Here is a 20,607-nt window from a genome sequence, read left to right as displayed (position 1 = left end):
ATGATTTGGTATTCTCATGTTAACGAAGACTCCTTACCAGAAATAGTTTGCAGCACGGGATATAACTCGGTAATTGCAGTTGCAGGTAGTGGTGAAAGACTCATTGCATTACTTGATAATGCCAACTTGGAACAGTTGTTTGTAGTTGATACAAATATGAGTGCTATTGAATTATTAAAATTGAAATTAGTAGCATTAAGTGAGCTAGATGTAGAGGACTATTTGAGATTTATTGGTGCTGAAGAAATGTCTTCAAGAGAAAGAATGCGGTGTTTTATAAAACTCCAAAATAAATTGGAATCTTCTACGATAATTTATTGGAGTAAAAACCATCATTTTATCAAAAAGGGGATACTATACATTGGTCAATACGAACAATTTCTATCTAAAGCCAGACCTTTATTGAAATGGTTTTTAGGGCCTTCGTTTATGAAAGTTTTTAATAATGATTATAATAGTTTTTCAAAGTTTAGATGGAAAATTGTAAAAAGTGTTTTCTCAAAAAAAGTAAGTTATTTGTTATTAGGTAATAAAGATCCTGCATTTATTGGCAAAGGGGTGGATACCTCATTAATTACCAATGGCTTTCAAGAATTAATTGACAAAAAAGAATTCCACAAATCTTTTATGGCACATCTTGTTTTTTTGGGGTCATTAAAACAAATGGATATAGAGTTTTTACCTGCTTCTCAAAACCGGAAAATTTTAAAAAAAATACAGGCCAAATTAAAAAACAGAGAGATTAAAATACAATTTATAAATAATGACGCATTGAGCTTTCTTGAGGATAATACCTCTACAACATTTAATTTTAATGTTTTTTTATCAATGTCTGATATTTTAAGTTTTCATAAAACAGACTATGTTATAAAATGTATAAAAGCTTTGAAAGTATCTAATAAATGTAAATGTGCTTTTGTGTTTAGATCTTACTTAAGAAATCATATTGATACTGATATTATCAAAAAAATTACAGCATTGGGATATAAGATTAAAGATGTTTCAAATATGGAAAGCACTAAAATGTACAAAGTTCATTTAGTAGAAAAGTTATGAACAGTTTTCAATATGAAATAATTCCATACTCAGAAAAGTATGAAACTGCTTTACTTGCTTTAGAAAAGAATGCACTTCAAGGAAAATGGATTCAACTTGAAATGGTTAAAAATTCTTTTGTTAGGCGTTCGGAGAATTTTGAAAAGTATCAAATATATCTTGCAGTTGATTTTAATGGTGAATTATTAGGTGTTTTGGCTGCCTCAATTGTGTCAATTGTCATTAATAATACAATAAGGAATCTTGGTTATTGTTATGATGTAAGGGTAGCAAAACATGCAAGGGGAGAAGGTTTAACAAAGAAAATGGGGATGTACGCTTATAAGAATTTTTATTTACCTAACAACGTCTCAAACGTCTTTCTGACAATGAAAAAAGGTAACAAAGCAGTTCGTAAATCTGCTGGAATTTTAGGTCTAAAACTCTATAAATACCCTTTTTCGTATCTCACTATACCAACCAACAGAAGATTGAAAAAAAGCTATAACCAATCTATTTCTGAAAAATTAACTGTATATACTCCAATAAATAAACAAAAAGTAAAGTCTTATTTTTACGTTATCAACGGAAAACCAAGAGTTTGGAAAACAAACCTTATATATCATTTAAAAATTAGAAAACTTCACTTTTTAATTAAGTTAATCAATTATATTTTAACCCTCTTTCAAGCATATAGTAAACAACTCCCCAAAGAAGGAGATGAACTAAACTTTGGCATCTTAGTTTATGATAATATGCCTTCAAAAGACGAAGTAAACTCCATATTAGATTTTCTGGAAAAGCAAAATATTGGATACCTGTTAGTAGCTTGTACTAAAAGCTCAGGCTTATATTCGGTTTTAAAACCTATTTCAATTAATTCTTATGCTTACCAGATATGTAGCACTTTCCCTGTAGATCAAAATGATTTTATAAGTTTAGATGTTAGGTGTTTATGATAAAGCAATGGATTAAATATCGTTATGTTTTACTAGTAATTGTAATTGTATTTACGGTTTTTTCTATATCCATATTAAATCGAATAAAGTATAACACAGATTTTTATCAGTTTTTCCCCGAAAATGACCCAGAGTATACTTTTTATAAACAAGTGAATTCTCAATTTAAAGATCATAGTAATATTCTTGTAATAGCTTTAGAGAATCCGAAGTTTTCTTTTGACCAAACCTTTTTAAATACTTCTAAAAGTTTCATAGATAGTCTAAAGAGATTTGCTGAAATAAGAAAAGTTAGTTCATTAATTGATTTATCCTACCCGTACAATACGTTTCTTGGTTTAACACAATTAGATTATTTAAATAAAGATGATAGTTCCAACATAGCCATAGATCTTAAAAAAGTTTTTAAAGATTATGAATGGACACAATACTTCATTAGTAAAGAAGGTAATGCTTTATTTGTTTGGATTGAAATTGAAGATAATTTAGATAATAGAGATACGGTAGTATTATTAAATAAACTAGAAAAATTAAGAAATAGTTTAACAATAAACTCTTATATAATTGGTGATAAGTACCTTGAAACTTCCTTCAAGGATTTGCTCTCTATTGAAATAAAAAATTTTACACTTTGGTTTTTTGTTTTTTTAATAGTCACACTTGTCTTAATATTTAGAAAATTTGTTGCAATTATATTTCCATTGGTTGTCGTTTTTGTTTCACTTATCATTTTTTTAGGAGTTATGGCTTACTTTAATAAGCCATTAGGTATTATGGCTAATTTATTTCCAGTAATAATATTAATAATTGGAATTTCAGATGTCATCCATTTGTCATACAAATACAATACGTTGAGGGTAAATGAGGTTTGCAAAAAAAAAGCACTTTATGTTACGTTAAAAGAAGTTGGTAAAACAACATTTGTAACCTCTTTTACAACAGCTATTGGTTTTTTTGTTATGTATATTTCTCCAATGCCAGCAATTAGAGAGTTTGGTTTGGAGGCTGGATTGTCAATACTTTTGGTTTATTTAATAACCGTTTCTCTTACTCCTGTATTTTTCTTAATGACTAAAAGTAAAATTACTTTTTCACTAAGTAATTTTTTTGAAAACTTGTCAAAAGTGATTATTAAGAAAGCTCAATGGTTTAATGGTCGACCTAAAAGTGTTTTGGTAACATATATAATCATATCAATTGCCTCTGTTATTTCGATTTTTTTTATTAATGTGAATAACTATAAATTGTCTAATGTACCAAGTAGTAGTGAACTTTCTAATAATTATTCTTTTTTTGAAAAAAACTTTGGTGGCTCAAGAGATTTTGAATTGCTTTTAATAGCAAAAAAAGATATTAAATTAAATGAACCCGATATATTAGAAATGGGTTTGAACATTCAAAATTTCCTCGATAGTTTAGATTATGTAAATTCAGTTAAGTCACCAATTTTGTTTTATAAATTATTTCATAGAGCCTACAAGCCTTTTTCGTTCAAAACGAACCCTATTCCTAGTGATGAAAAAAGTATTTCAAAATATGATAAGCATATAGGTGTATTTAAAAATGGAAATTATTTATTTAATGAAGAACATAGTATTTATAAATTTTCGGGAAGAATGAAGGACATAGGAAGGTTGAATATTAATAAAAAAAATAATGAAATATTAGGTTATGTAAACACATTAATTGATACCACAAAAGTTCAAGCAAGAATAACTGGAAAAGATTATTTGGTTGATAGAGCACATAAAGTACGCATAGATAATATGATTTATGGATTAATAATAGCAATTATTTCTGTAGCAATAACCTTAGGCTATATATATAAAAAAGTAGCATTAGTTTTTTTGACCCTAGTTTTAAACCTTGTGCCAATTTTAATTGTTGCGGGTATAATGGGGTTTACAGGTATAGAATTAAGAGGAGCAACCTCTATTATTTTTACCATAGGATTTGTAATAGCTATTGATGATACCATACATTTCCTGAGTAGTTTTCAATTAGAAAGAAAAAAAGGAAGTAGTTTGAAATATTCAATTTTAAAAGCTTTGGAAGAATGTGGCAAAGCAATACTAGGTACTAGTTTTATTTTATTAGGTGGATTTAGCGTATTAATTTGTTCTGGATTTATGGAAGTATTTACTCTTGGAATTCTTATAGGAATAACGGTATTTATAACTCTGACGGTGGATTTAATTTTGGCTCCCGTACTAATGTTAACCTGGTTTAAAAAATATATTTAATGAAACCAAAAAAACTAGTAATATTAGTCAATCTAAATGCAAGACAAGGAAAGTCTGCTAATAAGTGGGAAGAAATATGTTCAAGTATACTTGATATTTTTCCTGCGGAAACAGAAATCATTACATATGAGCCTCCGTGTGATTTTAATGGGATGATAAAGAGTTTATATCATGATAAAAAAATTGATGGGTTTGTTAGTGCAGGCGGTGATGGAAGCCTGAATTATATGCTTAATGTTCTATTAAATATAAAAAAAAGTGACTCTAGGCAAGTATATGTTGGAGGCATAGGTCTGGGTTCCAGCAACGATTTTCATAAACCTTTTAATAAATATGTGAAGAATGTACCCGTGAAAATTAATTGGAAGAGTTGTCAATTATATGATGTAGGGAAAATTACATACGAAGATATTAATAAGAATTTTCATACAAGATATTTTATAATAAATGCAAGCATGGGTATTACTGCTGAAGCTAATTATAGGTTTAATCATCCAAAGTTTTTTCTTAAATTTCTAAAAAGATATTGGGTAGATGCTGCTATTTTTTTTACTGCTGTAAAAACTATTTTTTTATATAGGAATTATAACGCAGAACTATTAATAGATGATAAAATTAACGAAACTATTACTTTGTCTAATTTATCAGTAATTAAAAACCCAAATATTTCAGGTAGTTTTAGGTATGAACAAAATATATCTTTTAATGATAATGTTTTAGGGTTGAACTATTGTGATAGAATGAATAAGTTTGAGCTTTTGAGAACTTTAATTGCTCTTATTAAGGGTGAATTTAGTCCAAATTCTAAAAGGAAAACATATAAACTAAAGAGTTTAAAAGTATTCATCGGTAAGCCTATGCCTATTGAGGCAGATGGAGAGGTTTTCATAGGAAAAAATTGTAGGTTTTCAGTTGTTCCTAATGCAATATATATAATGCATTAATGTATTAAAGATGAATAGAAATAACTCTATGATGAAAAATACCTATCCCATTTTTAGTTTTAAATTCTTTAAAGCTTATTTAATACAGTGTCGGCCATATTTATTGTTCCTATCAGGAATTGTAGGATTGAGTGGAATAGCTATTGCTGTAACAGAAAACATCAGTACAAACTTATGGTCAATATATTTGGCTTTTGTTCCGTTGTTTTTGGGTTATGGTTTTGGGCAAGCACTTACAGATACATGGCAGACAGATACTGATTCAATATCGGCTCCTTATCGACCTTTATCAAAAGGTGTAATTTCAATCAAATCAGTTAGAATAGTTAGTATACTCGGTCTTGTTTTAAGTGTGGTGATTTTAGTTTACTTGAATTTTTGGAATATTATCTTAGGAGCTTTAAGTGTTTTTGGGTTAATAACATATTCACATTTTAAAAAGAACTTTTGGTTTGTTGGACCATTTTATAATGCTTGGATTGTGGCTCTATTACCGATAATGGGATACATTTCTGTTGTAGATTCCAAGTTATTTTCTAGTAAATTATTAATGCTGGTTTTATTAAGTTTCATGTCTTATACCAATTTCGTGTTAATGGGTTATTTAAAAGATATATCGGCAGATAGAGAAACTGGATACAAAACTTTTCCAGTTGTTTTTGGTTGGAATAGAACGGTGTGGATTGGAGATATTATTGTTTTATTAAGTACAGTTTTAGTTCTATTAATAGTAGAAACAGGGATTGGAATAGGCATAGCATCTATTGCTACAATATTAACTATTTATGGTCAGATATATGCACATTTAGCAAAGGTTAAGGAAGAATCATATGCTTCAATTCCAATTGAAATGACAGTTAGGAGCTTTATATTATGGCAAATTGCAGTGATTTTAGATAACCACCCTAATTGGTTAGTAGTTATTATAATATTCTATCTTTTTTTTGAGGCATTTTTGTTTTTTAGACCTGAAAAGTCACAAATATGAAAACGATAATAATTTAGAAAAAAATATAACCCCATCAATTTTATGAAGGGGTTATAAACTAATAAACTTAAATTATTATGTAACAAATAGAATTTACTATGCTTCCTCAATACTTATAATACCGTTAATCTTTAACTTTTTACCAGATTGTCGTAACTCATTAAAGAAAATTCTAGTATCTTCTTTCGCTTTTATAAGCTCATCAATTCTACCATTGTCGTATTCACATAGATCGTTAATATTACCTTCTGTTATAGATAATCTTTTTAGCTTGTGGTAGTTTATTTTTACATCTAACACGCTATTAATAATGTCTGCTGCGTCAGATATGTTAAAAACACCATCTATTAGATCAATGCTTTTATTTTTTGCTCTACTCATGGTTTTTTGTGTTATTGATTTTTTCATAATTCTTGAGTTTATAAATTAAAATGTATTTTGAATAATGTATAAGTATAGTGGCATTCCCAAGGTTATATTAAAAGGGAATGTAATGGCTAAGGCCATTGGTATGTATAAACTTGGGCTTGCTTTAGGAACTGCAATTTTCATGGCTGCTGGTACGGCAATATAAGAGGCACTTGCTGCTAGAATGGCAAACAATAGTCTATTTCCTGTTCCTGTAATAAAACTTCCGGTTGAGAAGGCTACTATACATCCATTGACAATAGGTACAATTATTGCAAATACAAGTGCAAACTTCCCTTTCTTTACAAATTCATTTAACTTTTTTCCACTTGTTATTCCCATATCTAACAAGAAAACGGCAAGAAACCCTTTAAAGATATCTGTTGTAAAAGGTTTAATACCCTCTGCTTGGGCTTCACTAGCCAAAAATCCTATTACTAGACTCCCCAGAATTAACAACACACTTCCATTAAAAAGGGCATGTTGCAAAACGTTTTTCATAGGTATATTAGTTTTTTCCTTGCCACCTTTAAAAAGCATGATTAAAAGAAGACCAATCATAATGGAAGGAGCTTCCATTAATGCCATTACAGCAACCATATGACCACTAAAAGCTATTTGCTCTAGTTCTAAAAATGAAATGGCTGTTACAAACGTAACAGCACTTACAGATCCGTAAGAGGCCGCTATGGCTCCTGCATTTTCAACGCTAAACTTTCTTCTAAGGATAAAATATGCGTAAACTGGTACCGCCACAGCTAGAAAAATACCAAAAAGGAGGGACCATAAAATTTCTAAGCTAAACTCACTATGAGCTAATTCTTGTCCTCCTTTAAAACCTATCGCTAATAAAAGATATAAGGAAATGAACTTTGAAGAGTTTTCTGGTATTTTTAAGTCACTTTTTAGTTGTACAGCAATAACGCCTAAAAAGAAGAATAAAAGCGCTGGGTTTGATAAGTTATCTATGAGTAAATGTAAATCCATAAGTTTTTTCTAAATATTTTAATACTTGTTTTTTGCTTGTGCACCCATCAATGCAAAAAGTATTATTAGTCCGCATAAGGTTAGTTCTTTTAAAAATAGGTTGTTGTTTGATATTGATAAGGATAAAAAAATAAAGTAGATAATTACCAAAATTACTTCTTCAAGGGTACTTGGTTTTTCTTTAAGTCTTTTTAAACTGTTATTAATTGCTTCTCTCATGTAATTTATTTTTGCAAAGGTTATTATTTTTGTTTATATATTTTTATTTATATTTATTATGAAATATATAAACCTTATTTATGAATTATACTTTACATCAGCTTGAGATATTTCTTAAAATAGCTCAATTACAGAGTGTTACAAAGGCATCAGAAGCTCTTTATTTAACACAGCCAGCTGTTTCAATTCAGTTAAAAAAGTTTCAAGAACAGTTTAAAACACCTCTTTTTGAAGTGGTTGGAAGGAAAATTTACATCACAGAATTTGGTGAGGAAATAGCTAAGGCAGCCGAAAATATTCTTAATGAAGTACAGGCTATTAATTACAAAGCACTTTCATTTCAAGGTGAACTAGCTGGAAAACTTAAAATAGCGATTGTATCAACAGCTAAATATGTGATGCCTTATTTTCTGTCAGATTTTATGAATCAGAATAAGGGTATAGATTTAATTATGGATGTAACTAATAAGGCCGAAGTGGTTAGAGCGTTAGAAAATAACGAAGTAGATTTTGCTATGGTTTCTACTATTCCTAGTCATTTAAAAATTAACAGAATAGAGTTGATGGAAAATAAATTATTTATGGTTGCTGGGACAGATTATAAACTAAAAGGTAAGTATCTATCTTATTCAGAATTTCAAAAATTACCCTTGATATATAGGGAGCAGGGGTCAGCAACGCGTCTTGCTATGGAGAAATTTATCGATTCAAGAAAAATATCCACTTATAAAAAAATGGAATTAAAATCTAATGAGGCTCTAAAACAGGCCGTCATTTCTGGTTTAGGGTGCTCTATAATGCCATTAATTGGTATTAAAAATGCGATAGCAAATAAAGATTTACAAATAATTCCTGTAAAGCAATTACCCATAATTACTAATTGGAATTTAATTTGGTTGAGTTCAAAAAACCTAACCAATATAGCTAAGGCATTAATAAAACATATTGAATTAAATAAAGAGGCAATTATAAAAAAACATTTTGATTGGTTAGATAAATATTAAAATAAAATAAGCCTTTCAATATTGAAAGGCTTATTATAACTAAAAATAGAAATTAATCTTCTTGTTTATCTTCTATCGTCTCTACGATTATCTCTGCTTCTATTATCACGTCCTCGGTTATTTCTATTGCCACCTTTATTATCTCTTGGAGGTCTAGCTTCCCAACCTTCAGGTTTTGGTAAAATAGCTTTTCTAGAAACTTTTTCTTTTCTGGTTCTTTGGTCAATACCAAAGTATTTTACATCAAATACATCTCCCATTTTTACAACATCAGAAACATTTTCGGTACGTTCCCAAGCCAATTCGCTTACATGCAAAAGAACTTCATTACCAGGCGCTTCAGTGTATTCTACAACAGCACCAAAGTCAAGCATTTTAATAACTTTTACTTCGTAAACACTCCCAACTTCAGGTTTAAATGTCAATGAGTCTATTTTTGCTAAAACAGCATCAATACCAGCCTGGTCAGTTCCTAGAATTTCTACAATTCCTTCTCCAGTTACAGGGTCTTCGTTAATAACAATTGTTGTTCCAGTTTCTTTTTGTAATTCTTGAATCACTTTTCCACCAGGACCTATAAAGGCTCCAATTAAATCATTTGGTAACTTAGCAGTAACCATTTTAGGAGCATGTACTTTTACGTCTGCGTTTGGTGTAGCAATGGTCTCGGTTAATTTACCAAGGATATGTAATCTACCGTCTTTAGCTTGTTGTAAAGCATTTACTAAAATCTCGTAGCTTAATCCTTTAATTTTGATATCCATTTGGCAAGCTGTGATACCATCTTCAGTACCAGTAACCTTAAAGTCCATATCACCTAGGTGATCTTCATCACCAAGAATATCAGAAAGAACGGCATAACGCTCACCATCAGAAATTAATCCCATAGCGATACCAGATACTGGTTTTTTCATTTGTACACCAGCATCCATCATAGCCATAGTACCAGCACAAACTGTAGCCATAGAGGATGAACCGTTAGATTCTAATACTTCAGATACGATACGAACCGTGTAAGGACAATCTAAAGGTACCATGCGTTTTAATGCGCGTTGGGCTAAGTTTCCATGTCCAATCTCTCTTCTTGAAGTACCTCTTAAAGGTCTGGCTTCACCAGTTGAGAAAGGAGGGAAGTTATAGTGTAAATAAAAACGTTCTTCCCCTTCTAATGATGGATTATCTATCATGTTAGCTTCACGAGATGTTCCTAAAGTTACTGTGGCTAATGCTTGAGTTTCACCACGTGTAAAGATAGACGAACCATGTGTTGATGGTAAATAATCAACCTCACACCAAATTGGTCTCACTTCAGTTGTTTTTCGCCCATCCAAACGAATACCTTCTTCTAGTACTAAGTTACGTACTGCTTCTTTTTGAACTTTACTAAAGTATTTAGAAACTAATCCTCCAACTTCTTCTAATTCTTCTTCAGTAAATTCAGCTTTTAAAGCATCTTTTAATTCAGAAAAAGCTAAACCTCTATCGCTTTTAGAAGAAGCACTTTTAGCAATTTCGTAGCACTTATCGTATGCAAAGGCTTTTACTTTTTCAAGTACAGCTTCGTTTTCAGTTTCAGACTCGTACTCACGAGTTTCTTTGGCGCCCACTTGAGCAACTAAACGCTTTTGAGCTTCAATCTGAACTTTAATAGCTTCGTGTGCTACTTTAATAGCTTCAACCATTTCTTCTTCAGAAATCTCACTCATTTCACCTTCAACCATCATCACAGAATCTTCAGAAGCACCAATTACCATGTCAATATCACATTGTTCTAATTGTGATAAACTTGGATTGATGATAAACTCACCATCAAGACGCCCCACACGAACTTCAGAAATGGGAGTTTCAAATGGAATGTCAGATAACTGAATAGCTGCAGAAGCTGCTAAACCAGCTAAAGCATCTGGCATAACTTCTTTGTCTAAAGACATTAATTGAATCATGACTTGAGTTTCAGCGTGGTAATCTTTTGGGAATAACGGACGTAATACACGGTCCACTATTCGCATTACTAAAATCTCTTCGGTACTTGGTCGTGCTTCACGTTTAAAAAAACCACCAGGGTAACGGCCTGCAGCAGCGAATTTTTCGCGATAATCTACTGTTAATGGTAAGAAATCAACATCGGCAGCATCGTAGTTAGATACTACTGTACACAGTAACATTGTTTCGCCAGATTGCACAACAACGCTACCATGAGCTTGTTTAGCTAGTTTTCCGGTTTCAATAGAAATTTCTCTACCGTCACCAAGGTCTATGACCTCTTTAAATACATTTGGAATCATAAATTTTTTCTTCTTGTTCAAGCAACCTCATGCTTGAATCTTGTTAAACAATGGTCGTTGTGTTGTTGTAGTTGTTGTGTATGGCATGAAAGCCTTGACCAATGAAAAACTATAATTAGCTTCTTATTTTCGAAAGTTATACTCTTTCGAAAGAGTTATATTTAAACAAAAAAGAGGCTACTAAAGCCTCTTTTAATTATTTTCTTAATCCTAATTCTTTAACTATGGCACGATATCTTAAAATATCTTTCTTAGTTAAATAATCTAGTAACGCTCTACGCTTACCAACTAATTTTACTAATGAACGTTCTGTATTAAAGTCTTTTCTGTTGTTCTTTAAATGTTCAGTTAAGTGGTTAATTCTGTGAGTGAATAATGCAATTTGAGCTTCCGCAGTTCCAGAATCATTCTTTCCCTTTCCGTGTTTTGCGAAAATTTCTTCTTTAATTTCTTTTGTTAGATACATGCTAATATTATTGTAAATGATTTTTATGTATTAGAAAGTCTTTCTTTCGAGCGGCAAATATACGCTTTTTTATTAATTTGCAAGCGAATGTATCAAAAAGAAAAAGCGACCAAAATGGTCGCTTTTTTTAAGCTCGTAAAGGTTGGTTCAATATTAAATCTAAATACTGATTTACTTTATTTTTTAATTCTTTTCTAATAGTTATAAAATCTAAAAAACCGTGTTCTAACAAGAACTCAGATGTTTGAAAACCTTCGGGTAAATCTTGTCCTGTAGTATCTTTAACCACGCGTGGTCCTGCAAAACCAATTAACGCTCCTGGTTCACTAATGTTAATATCACCCAACATAGCAAAAGAGGCTGTAGTTCCTCCTGTGGTTGGGTCAGTACATAATGATATATAGGGAAGTTTTGCTTCTGCCAATTGTGCTAGTTTAACCGATGTTTTTGCCAATTGCATTAGTGAAAGAGCAGCTTCCATCATTCTGGCACCACCAGATTTTGAGATAACCATTAATGGTAATTTATTCTGAAGTGCATAATCTGCAGCACGAGCAATTTTTTCTCCTACTACACTACCCATAGAACCACCAATAAAGCTGAAATCCATACAAGCCACTACTAAATCTTTTCCTTTAGATTTACCAACTGCGGTACGAACAGCATCTTTTAGCTTGGTTTTTTCTTGGGCCGCTTTTAACCTATCGGGGTATTTTTTAGTGTCTTCAAACTTTAGTGGGTCTTTAGACTCTAAGCCAGCATCTAACTCTTTAAACGTATTATTGTCAAAAAGTATTTCGAAATATTCTTTACTTCCAATGCGTACGTGATAACCATCTTCTGGACTCACATAGAAATTTTTTTCTAGTTCTTCAGTATCTACTATTTTACCAGTTGGTGTTTTGTACCACAGTCCTTTAGGAGTGTCTTTTTTCTCTTCGGTAGAGGTGGTTATTCCTTTTGTTTTTCTTTTAAACCAAGATGACATACTTGCTATTTTTAGTTCTACAATGATAAAATAATTTAATTAAATTACCATTGTTTTCTTTTAGATAAGGCATTTGTTAAACCTTAATTAGATTTAAAATCTTTAAGGAAACAGTTAAAGCCTGAGGACAAAATTAAACCTTTTTTTAGTTTTGGAGTAAAAGCAAGTACTTTATTATAATGCATGCATATTACTTTTGGTAATTTCTGCAAAAAAAAAGGCCCTGATAAATCAGAGCCTTTTTGATGTGAATATATTAACCTTTTATTATAAGGTATTTACGTTGTTTAAGTCTTCAAATGCTTTTTTTAATCTCTCAACAAATGATTTTTCACCTTCACGTAACCAAACACGTGGATCATAGAATTTCTTATTAGGAACATCATCACCTTCAGGGTTACCAATTTGAGATTGTAAATATGCTTCTTTGTCTTTCATATAATTTCTAATGCCACTCATGAAAGCATATTGTAAATCTGTATCGATATTCATTTTAATAACACCGTAGCTTATACCTTCTCTAATTTCCTCTACTGTAGAACCAGAACCACCATGAAAAACGAAATCTATGTGATTATTTTCAACACCATATTTTTTGGAAATGAACTCTTGCGAATTCTTTAAGATTTTAGGTGTTAATTTCACATTGCCTGGTTTGTAAACCCCATGAACATTTCCAAAAGCGGCAGCAATAGTAAACTGATCACTTACTTTACTTAATTCTTCATAAGCATACGCAACTTCTTCTGGTTGAGTGTATAATTTAGAATCATCAACATCGGTATTATCAACACCATCTTCTTCACCTCCAGTAATTCCTAATTCTATTTCAAGCGTCATATTCATTTTGCTCATGCGCTCTAAATATTTCTTACAGAGTTCTATGTTTTCTTCAATTGGTTCTTCAGAAAGATCAATCATATGAGAACTGAACAATGATTTTCCAGTTTGAGCAAAATGCTCTTCACTAGCCTCTAACAAACCGTCTATCCAAGGTAATAGTTTTTTTGCACAGTGATCTGTATGTAATATTACAGGAACTCCATATTCCAAAGCTAATTTTTGAACATGTTTTGCTCCTGCAATTGCACCTGCAACAGAGGCTTTTTGGCCATCATTACTTAAGCCTTTACCGGCGTTAAATTGTGCGCCACCATTAGAAAACTGTATAATTACCGGGGCATTTAAATCTCTAGCAGTTTCTAATACACCATTTATTGTGTTAGATCCTATTACATTTACAGCGGGTAGAGCAAATCCTTTTTCTTTTGCTAATTTAAATATTTCCTGTACCTCATATCCTGTGGCTACACCTGGTTTTATGTTATGTCCCATTTTCTTTAATTTTAATTTCTATAGGCTTCAAAAGTAATTAAATTTTAGAGAATTACGGCTGGTTTTTTTGACTGAAAACGATAAATATTCACTAAAACGTTATAGGTAAATAACTATGTTAACACTAGAAAGGATAGTTTATACCAATATTGTAAACAGCATTTGAGAAGTTATAATCATTAAACCACCTGTTATTTTCTGTATAGATAGGGTTATAGGTTTTAAAACCAATATCAAAACGGAAGACAAAAAAACTAAAGTCATAACGTAAACCAAAACCAGACCCTACAGCAATATTCTTTAAAGAACTTAAATTAGTAAAGGTGGCTCTTGGATCTTCAACATCGTCTAGAGCATTCCAGATATTTCCGGCATCAACAAAAATAGCTCCATTTAAATTTTCAAAAATATTAAAGCGCTGTTCAACATTAAAGGCTAGTTTCAGGTTAGCTTCGTTAAACTCGTTTGCAGATTCTAAACTTCCAGGACCTAAGCGATAGGCAGACCACGCTCTGTTGTCATTAGGCCCACCTGCAAAGAAACTTTTGGAGAATGGTATATTGCTTGAGTTTCCATAGGGAATGGCTATACCAAAGAAACTTCTCATAGCAAGTACATTTTTACTTCCCAAATCCCAATGTCTGGTAAACTCTAACTCTGTTTTGGCATATTGAGAGAAGGCTACATTAAATAATTGATACCTGTCATTAGAGTCTTTTTTAAGTCCCAGTAATTTTGAAGTATTGGCTAGCAGATTTCCAGCAAACTCTATTTTAAACCTAAAAATGGAGAAGTTTTCGTCAAATAGATTAGTTCTACCATCATTAACAAAACTGAAACTTGAAGAAAGAATTAGGTTGTCTTCTGTTAATCGTTGCTTTCTTTCATTGATATTAATTATGTCACTTAATTGCTCATCTGAAATTTCGGCTGGTGTACTATCACCCAAAGCATAATCAATAAAATCATTGGTTTCACTAGGAATAATTAAATCAGTTCCAGGTGCCACATAATTAACGTCTTGAGCTATTTTGTTTAATAGACTAAATGAATTTTGATATACATCAAAATAGTTATCTATATTCAAGTTTCTTACGTATTGAACATTGAATAAATCTAGTTTATTAGTTTTTTTGCTGTTAGGGAGCCAATTGTAATTTATGGTGCCTCGTAAGGATGTTTTGTCTAAACCAATATTGGTTTGACTAGAAGTTGATAACCCAATTCTAGTGTTGGGAGACATGTGTTTTGGAATGATTCGCTCCGTATAAAAAGGTGATAGTATCCTTGGAATAGTGAGTTTTAAATCTAGACCGTATTCAACGATATCAAAAAATGGATCGGCTTCATTTTTATTAGCATCTACCGATGCGCCTATGGCACCAAGAGCAGAAACATCTAAAGTTTCGGCCCCCCTAAAAATATTCCTAATTTTAAGACTAGGATTTACTGATAAGCCAACTTTTTGGATATTACTTGTAGAAACATCAGTACCCAAGCTAAGACTAAACTTTTTTAGTGGAGATAACCTAATGGTACTTGATAATGAATTGTCAAGGTTTTCGGTATATTCAATGTTTGGGTATTTAAAGGTTCGTAACTGATTAATATGCCTGTATGTTAAGGTACGGTCTCTGTCTTTAAAAATATCTCCAGGGGTAATAAAAATAGCATCAGTTAAAGCCCTGGGTTTATAACGCATTTTACCATAGCTATAAAATGTATAGCCACCAAACTTGATGGTGTCTTGTGGAATTTGATTTCTTTTGTTAAATGCATAATCTGTATAAATGTTTACCTCTCTTATATCATAGATGTTAAATGGTTCTCTAGTTATAGAATCTGGAGTTACAATAGCTCTGTCTGATATGTCTATGTCAACATCTACACTTTCATTTTCATCATTGTAAATAACATCAAAGCTTATGTTTTCTTGATTAAAGTGATACACGCCAGAGTTTCTAAAAGCGTTATTTAATCTATCTCTTTCGTTTACAAAATTAGCATCTCTATATTGCTCCCCTTTTTTTAAGAGGCTATTTTCTTTAGATATTTTATATAGCGAGTCAATTACAGGTGAGCTAATTGATGAATAAATGGAATCTATAATTTTTGGTTTACCAGTAGTCACATTGTAGGTAACACTAGCTCTTTTATTTTTGGTTTTACTTAATTGGTAAGACACCTCATTTTTAAACCATCCATTAGCTTTATAATATAGTTCTAATCTTTTCTTAGTTTTTTCTGTTTTTGCATTATCCAAAATAACTGGTGCCTCTCCAGTAGTTTTAAGCCAACTGTTAAAACCAACTGAAGAAGCCTTTAGTCTGTCTACTTGTTTTTTAGAAAGTTTTTTAGTTAATCGTTCTCTGCGTTTAGGCTTTTTGTCTAACCAAGCTTCAAATAAAGAGTCTCTATTATTACGTGCTAAATTGTAAAGGTGAAGCCTTAATGGTATTCCTAAAATTTTTCTGTTAGGGTTTTGAACAATTAAATTATCAATAGATTCAGAACCTACTTTTTTGCCGTTTATTAGTATTGTATTATCAGTTAGTAAATAGTCATCTTCGGCAACTCTTTTAGTAGCTTCACAACCCGTAAAAAATGGAATTATTATTAGAGAAAACAGTATTTTTAAGAGAAGCTTTTTCAAATGAAACTACAATTATTCTGGTTACAGTTTATAAATTAATAATTAGAAATAATGCTTGCCGATAACCTGCTCAAAAATACATTATTTCATCTGTTTAAATTTTTTTGATTTCTGAAAATTTTTAAAAATTTATATACATTCAGAAATTTATGCTCATTTTTATAAGTTTAAATAAATAATTTAGGTCTAAAGTATATTTAACCAGATATTTTCTTTTTCTTTATATAAAACGGATTACATGTTGTCTAAAAATCAGATAAAATTAATAACGAGTTTAAAGCAAAAAAAATATAGACAGCAACATGGTTTATTTGTTGTTGAGGGCGTTAAAACAATTAGAGAACTATTACAATCCAATTTAGAACTTCATTCAATATATACGACAGAAACCTTCAATATTGATGCCAAAAGCGAATTTTTAATTTCTGAGGTAGAACTTAAAAAAATTAGTTTTTTGAAAACGCCAAATAGGGCTTTGTCTATTTTTAAAATTCCTAAATCAAAATCAATTGATAAAACACAATTAATAGTGGCTTTAGACGATGTAAGGGATCCAGGGAATTTAGGAACTATTATTAGACTATGTGACTGGTTTGGAATTAAAGACTTGGTGTGTAGTAAAGAAACGGTTGATTGTTTTAACCCAAAAGTAATCCAAGCCACTATGGGGTCTATTACCAGAGTTAATATATGTTATGTTGATTTGATTGAATTTTTAAGTGATTCAGAACTCACTTCATTTGGAGCTTTTATGGATGGTAATAGTATTTATAAAATTAAAATACCTAGTGAAGGGGTTTTAGTTATGGGTAATGAAGCAAATGGTATATCAAAAGAAGTTGAAAGTTTAGTTAAGAAAAAAATTTCAATACCAAGATTTGGTGAACTTCAAGAGACAGAAAGTTTAAATGTTGCTACGGCCACTGCTATTTTATTAAGTGAGTTTAGAAGAAGTAGTTGTTAGACCTACGACCTAGTAAGTGTCTTAAAAACTTTATCCCTGATCTTATTGAAACGTAAAATTCACAAAAACAGCTCTGGTTTGCATACTGTGTATGTTACTAGTCCATGGACTTAAGGGGTCTTTGTCTCTGACTAATTCATCATTCATGCCAAATACACCACGTATAGAGGGCGTAAACTTAAAGTTGTATAAGTAAAAATCAATACCAAAGCCTAATTCATAGAATAGGTTGTTTTTTGTGGTCCTAAATTGTCCGTTGCTATTATCGTTGGGGTTATTTTCGTTACTGGATAAGTTTAGTGCGGTTGAAAATCCACCAACAATAAAAGGCTTAAAGTTGTTAATTCGCTTTGTTGAAACTTTCAATAACAAAGGGATATGGATGTAAGTGGATTTTACTTCTCGGATTAAATCATTATCTGAAACAGTTTCAGTAAAATAACTATCACTGTAATTTAACTCTCTACTAGTAATCATTAAACCAGGTTCTAAACGTAAATCTAAAAAGCTGTTTATACGGAGATTCCCTATTAAACCAACATTAAAACCCGGACTTTTTTGTGTGTAAATATCTCGTAAGTCTTGTTTATAATCAAAATTAAAATCGTAGTTACTAATACCCAAGAAATAACCCCATCTTAATAAATCATTATCAGTAGACCGTCTTCCTTGGTTAGCATCGTACTGTACCTTTTTCTTTGTAAAAAGTTGAGCATTAGATGTCTGAATTATGAATGAGAATGATATTAAAACAAAAAAATATTTCATGGTATCATTTAGACGATTTATAAATTGTAGCCACCCCAAAGGTTTGTGGAAAATCTTCCACATTAATAAACCCAATTTTACGCAAAATATTGTTTAATGCTTCTCCATAAGGAAAAACGGAAGCAGATTCACTTAAATATTTATACGCACTCCTGTCTTTTGAAAATACTTTTCCAATTAAGGGTAAAATATTTTTGGTGTAAAATTTATAACCTTGTTTGTATACTGTTTTTGTTGGTACAGAGGTTTCTAAAATAACAAAGGTGCCATTTGGTTTTAATACACGCAGAATCTCTTTTAACCCCTTCTCTAGATTCTCAAAATTTCTAATACCAAATGCAACCGTGATAGCATCAAAGGTGTTATCATCAAAAGGCATGTTTTCACTGTCTCCCAACACCATTTCTATTCTGTTATCCAAACTTTTGCTTGAAACTTTTGCTTTGCCAATTTCAAGCATACCACTACTAATATCTAAACCGATAATTCTAGAAGCCTTTGTTTGTGCTAGGTTTATAGCTAAATCACCAGTGCCAGTGGCAATATCTAAAATAGACTCCGGATTGGTTCCATTTACAAGTTTTACTACTTTTTTTCGCCATTTAACATCAATTCCGAAAGAAATCACGCGGTTTAAACCATCATAATCTCCAGAAATATTGTCAAACATTTTGGTGACCTGTTCTTTCTTACCTAAAGTACTGTCTTTATAAGGTTTTATTTTTGACAAATCAATAGTTTTTGGCAAACCTACATAATTATTCCTAGTTTAAAAAGGCAATATTCAATACTTTACTAAATAATATATTGTTCATTTTCTAGTTTTTAGCTTGCTTGTGTTATATGCCTTTTGTAGATGTTAAATTTTGTTGGATATAAATTATGAAATTTAGTTTAGCCGTTTAAGGCAATTTATTTACAACTTATATTTTTCCTTTAATATTTATCAATTTTTAAATGAAAAAATTAATGTATTTTTGTTCTACTTTTTATGATTAAATCAACATGAAAATAATTATTGCTGGAGCTGGTGAAGTTGGATTTCATTTGGCAAAATTATTGTCTTACGAATCTCAAGAAATTACCCTAATAGACCCCAATAAAAAGAGTTTAGCATATGCCGATTCTCAGTTAGATATTAGAGTAGTTCGTGGTGATGCCACCTCTATAGCTATTTTAAAAGAAGCCCGAATACAAAATGCAGACCTATTTATAGCGGTTACTTCTAGCGAAACAACCAATATTACAGTGTGTGTTTTAGCAAAACAATTAGGTGCAGAAAAAACTATTGCTAGAATTTCAAACACAGAGTTTATCCATTATAAAGATGAGGTTGGTTTTACGAAGTTTGGTATCGATGAACTTATTTCACCAGAGGCATTAGCTGCGGCCGAAATTGAACTATCCTTAAAGCAATCGTCTTTTAATGAAAATTATGAGTTTGAAGATGGAGCTTTAACCATGGCAGGTTTAACCCTTTCAAGAAGTGCTTCTTTTGTTGGGAAAACAGTTAAGGAGGCTGCTCAAATATTTCCAGAGATTCATTTTGTGCCTATTGCCATTCAGCGTTTTGGAACTCAGTACACTATCATTCCTAGAGGTGATACCAAATTTAAAAGAGGTGATAACGTCGTTTTTATTACATCTGAAGGTGGTGCTGATGAACTTTGCAGACTTACAGGAAAGGTAAATAGGGAAATTAAAAACGTTATGATTCTTGGTGGAACTCAAATAGCCTATAAAACAGCTAGGGATTTAAGTGAAAAAGGACTGAATGTGAAACTTTTTGAGGGCAACAGAGATAGGGCTTTTGAAGTAGCTGAGGAACTTACCAAAGTACTAGTAATTAATAGCGACGGACGTAATGTTGACATGCTTGATGAAGAGAATATTGGAGATATGGATGCCTTTATAGCGGTAGGACCTAATTCTGAAACCAATATCATGTCCTGCTTAGTTGCAAAGTCAAAAGAGGTTAAAAAAACCATCGCTTTGGTTGAGAATATGGACTATTTTGATTTATCACACTCCATTGGTATTGATACTTTAATAAATAAAAAACTGCTTGCTGCCAATAATATTTTTAGATATATACGTAGAGGAGAAGTGGTGGCTATGACCAAATTGAGTAATCTTAATGCAGAACTACTAGAGTTTGAAGTAAAGAAAACGTCAGAAGTTTGTAATAAAGCCATAAGGTCTATTGATTTTCCTAGAACAGCAATTATTGGTGGTGTTATAAGGGATGGAATTGGTATGATTGCTTTAGGAAGTTTTGTTATTAGAGAAGGAGATAGGGTTGTAGTGTGTTGTTTACTGAAGTCTATAAAACGTGTTGAAAAGTTATTCCTTTAAAAGCTG

The 20,607-nt window shown here is 31.3% G+C and carries 18 protein-coding genes; 8 read left to right on the top strand and 10 right to left on the bottom strand.

Features of this window, described 5'->3' with window-relative positions; all coding sequences use genetic code 11:
* The 5 genes from E1J38_RS05050 to E1J38_RS05030 are packed head-to-tail and all read left to right on the top strand — an operon-like array spanning window position 1 to window position 6,169.
* Window positions 1-1,056, top strand: coding sequence for a DUF3419 family protein (locus tag E1J38_RS05050; protein WP_133356087.1), 1,056 nt, complete (start codon window positions 1-3; stop codon window positions 1,054-1,056).
* Window positions 1,053-1,994 carry a GNAT family N-acetyltransferase gene (locus E1J38_RS05045; protein ID WP_133356086.1) on the top strand — a complete coding sequence of 314 codons (942 nt, stop codon included), beginning with the start codon at window positions 1,053-1,055 and terminating at the stop codon, window positions 1,992-1,994. The genes E1J38_RS05050 and E1J38_RS05045 overlap by 4 nt, the downstream gene beginning before the upstream one ends.
* Window positions 1,991-4,237 (top strand): efflux RND transporter permease subunit, encoded by a 2,247-nt coding sequence (locus E1J38_RS05040; RefSeq protein ID WP_133356085.1) that lies wholly within the window; start codon window positions 1,991-1,993, stop codon window positions 4,235-4,237. Before E1J38_RS05045 ends, E1J38_RS05040 begins: the two co-directional genes overlap by 4 nt.
* On the top strand, window positions 4,237-5,181 hold the full coding sequence (locus E1J38_RS05035) for a diacylglycerol/lipid kinase family protein (RefSeq protein ID WP_133356084.1): 945 nt from the start codon (window positions 4,237-4,239) through the stop codon (window positions 5,179-5,181). The genes E1J38_RS05040 and E1J38_RS05035 overlap by 1 nt, the downstream gene beginning before the upstream one ends.
* A gap of 10 nt (window positions 5,182-5,191) precedes the next feature.
* A complete protein-coding gene (locus tag E1J38_RS05030; RefSeq protein WP_133356083.1) occupies window positions 5,192-6,169 on the top strand; it encodes a UbiA family prenyltransferase in 978 nt (325 codons plus the stop codon).
* 96 nt (window positions 6,170-6,265) lie between these two features.
* Here E1J38_RS05030 and E1J38_RS05025 read toward each other — a convergent pair whose 3' ends face one another.
* The 3 genes from E1J38_RS05025 to E1J38_RS05015 are packed head-to-tail and all read right to left on the bottom strand — an operon-like array spanning window position 6,266 to window position 7,783.
* Window positions 6,266-6,577, bottom strand: a complete 312-nt coding sequence (locus E1J38_RS05025; protein WP_255449788.1) for a hypothetical protein — start codon at window positions 6,575-6,577, stop codon at window positions 6,266-6,268.
* Between the two features lie 18 nt (window positions 6,578-6,595).
* A complete protein-coding gene (locus tag E1J38_RS05020) occupies window positions 6,596-7,564 on the bottom strand; it encodes a sodium-dependent bicarbonate transport family permease (RefSeq protein ID WP_133356081.1) in 969 nt (322 codons plus the stop codon).
* A gap of 18 nt (window positions 7,565-7,582) precedes the next feature.
* Entirely contained in the window at window positions 7,583-7,783 is a 201-nt protein-coding gene (locus E1J38_RS05015) for a hypothetical protein (protein WP_133356080.1), read from the bottom strand.
* An 80-nt stretch (window positions 7,784-7,863) separates the two neighbouring features.
* On the opposite strand from E1J38_RS05015, the gene E1J38_RS05010 reads away from it, so the two are divergent.
* On the top strand, window positions 7,864-8,787 hold the full coding sequence (locus tag E1J38_RS05010) for a LysR family transcriptional regulator (RefSeq protein ID WP_133356079.1): 924 nt from the start codon (window positions 7,864-7,866) through the stop codon (window positions 8,785-8,787).
* A gap of 65 nt (window positions 8,788-8,852) precedes the next feature.
* On the opposite strand, the gene E1J38_RS05005 is transcribed toward E1J38_RS05010, so the two are convergent.
* The 5 genes from E1J38_RS05005 to tamL form a co-directional block, all read right to left on the bottom strand.
* Entirely contained in the window at window positions 8,853-11,072 is a 2,220-nt protein-coding gene (locus E1J38_RS05005) for a polyribonucleotide nucleotidyltransferase (protein WP_133356324.1), read from the bottom strand.
* A gap of 196 nt (window positions 11,073-11,268) precedes the next feature.
* Window positions 11,269-11,538: a 30S ribosomal protein S15 gene (rpsO, locus tag E1J38_RS05000; protein ID WP_116039090.1), complete on the bottom strand. Its 270-nt coding sequence runs from the start codon at window positions 11,536-11,538 to the stop codon at window positions 11,269-11,271.
* Window positions 11,539-11,665: 127 nt separating this feature from the next.
* On the bottom strand, window positions 11,666-12,526 hold the full coding sequence (gene accD / locus E1J38_RS04995) for an acetyl-CoA carboxylase, carboxyltransferase subunit beta (protein ID WP_133356078.1): 861 nt from the start codon (window positions 12,524-12,526) through the stop codon (window positions 11,666-11,668).
* Between the two features lie 267 nt (window positions 12,527-12,793).
* Window positions 12,794-13,861, bottom strand: coding sequence for a class II fructose-bisphosphate aldolase (fbaA, locus tag E1J38_RS04990; RefSeq protein WP_133356077.1), 1,068 nt, complete (start codon window positions 13,859-13,861; stop codon window positions 12,794-12,796).
* Between the two features lie 124 nt (window positions 13,862-13,985).
* A complete protein-coding gene (gene tamL / locus E1J38_RS04985; protein WP_133356076.1) occupies window positions 13,986-16,514 on the bottom strand; it encodes a translocation and assembly module lipoprotein TamL in 2,529 nt (842 codons plus the stop codon).
* A 238-nt stretch (window positions 16,515-16,752) separates the two neighbouring features.
* Here tamL and E1J38_RS04980 point away from each other — a divergent pair, with 238 nt between their 5' ends.
* On the top strand, window positions 16,753-17,478 hold the full coding sequence (locus E1J38_RS04980) for a TrmH family RNA methyltransferase (RefSeq protein WP_133356075.1): 726 nt from the start codon (window positions 16,753-16,755) through the stop codon (window positions 17,476-17,478).
* Between the two features lie 42 nt (window positions 17,479-17,520).
* Here E1J38_RS04980 and porT read toward each other — a convergent pair whose 3' ends face one another.
* Window positions 17,521-18,246, bottom strand: coding sequence for a type IX secretion/gliding motility protein PorT/SprT (gene porT / locus E1J38_RS04975; RefSeq protein WP_133356074.1), 726 nt, complete (start codon window positions 18,244-18,246; stop codon window positions 17,521-17,523).
* A 4-nt stretch (window positions 18,247-18,250) separates the two neighbouring features.
* Window positions 18,251-18,976: a bifunctional demethylmenaquinone methyltransferase/2-methoxy-6-polyprenyl-1,4-benzoquinol methylase UbiE gene (gene ubiE / locus E1J38_RS04970; RefSeq protein WP_186525822.1), complete on the bottom strand. Its 726-nt coding sequence runs from the start codon at window positions 18,974-18,976 to the stop codon at window positions 18,251-18,253.
* Between the two features lie 275 nt (window positions 18,977-19,251).
* Here ubiE and trkA point away from each other — a divergent pair, with 275 nt between their 5' ends.
* A complete protein-coding gene (gene trkA / locus E1J38_RS04965; protein ID WP_133356073.1) occupies window positions 19,252-20,601 on the top strand; it encodes a Trk system potassium transporter TrkA in 1,350 nt (449 codons plus the stop codon).
* Window positions 20,602-20,607 lie beyond the last annotated feature (6 nt).

The organism is Seonamhaeicola sediminis (assembly GCF_004358095.2).
Classification (GTDB): Bacteria; Bacteroidota; Bacteroidia; order Flavobacteriales; family Flavobacteriaceae; genus Seonamhaeicola; species Seonamhaeicola sediminis.
The sequence above is the reverse complement of the archived record's forward strand: the minus strand, read 5'-3'. Positions and strand labels throughout refer to the sequence as shown.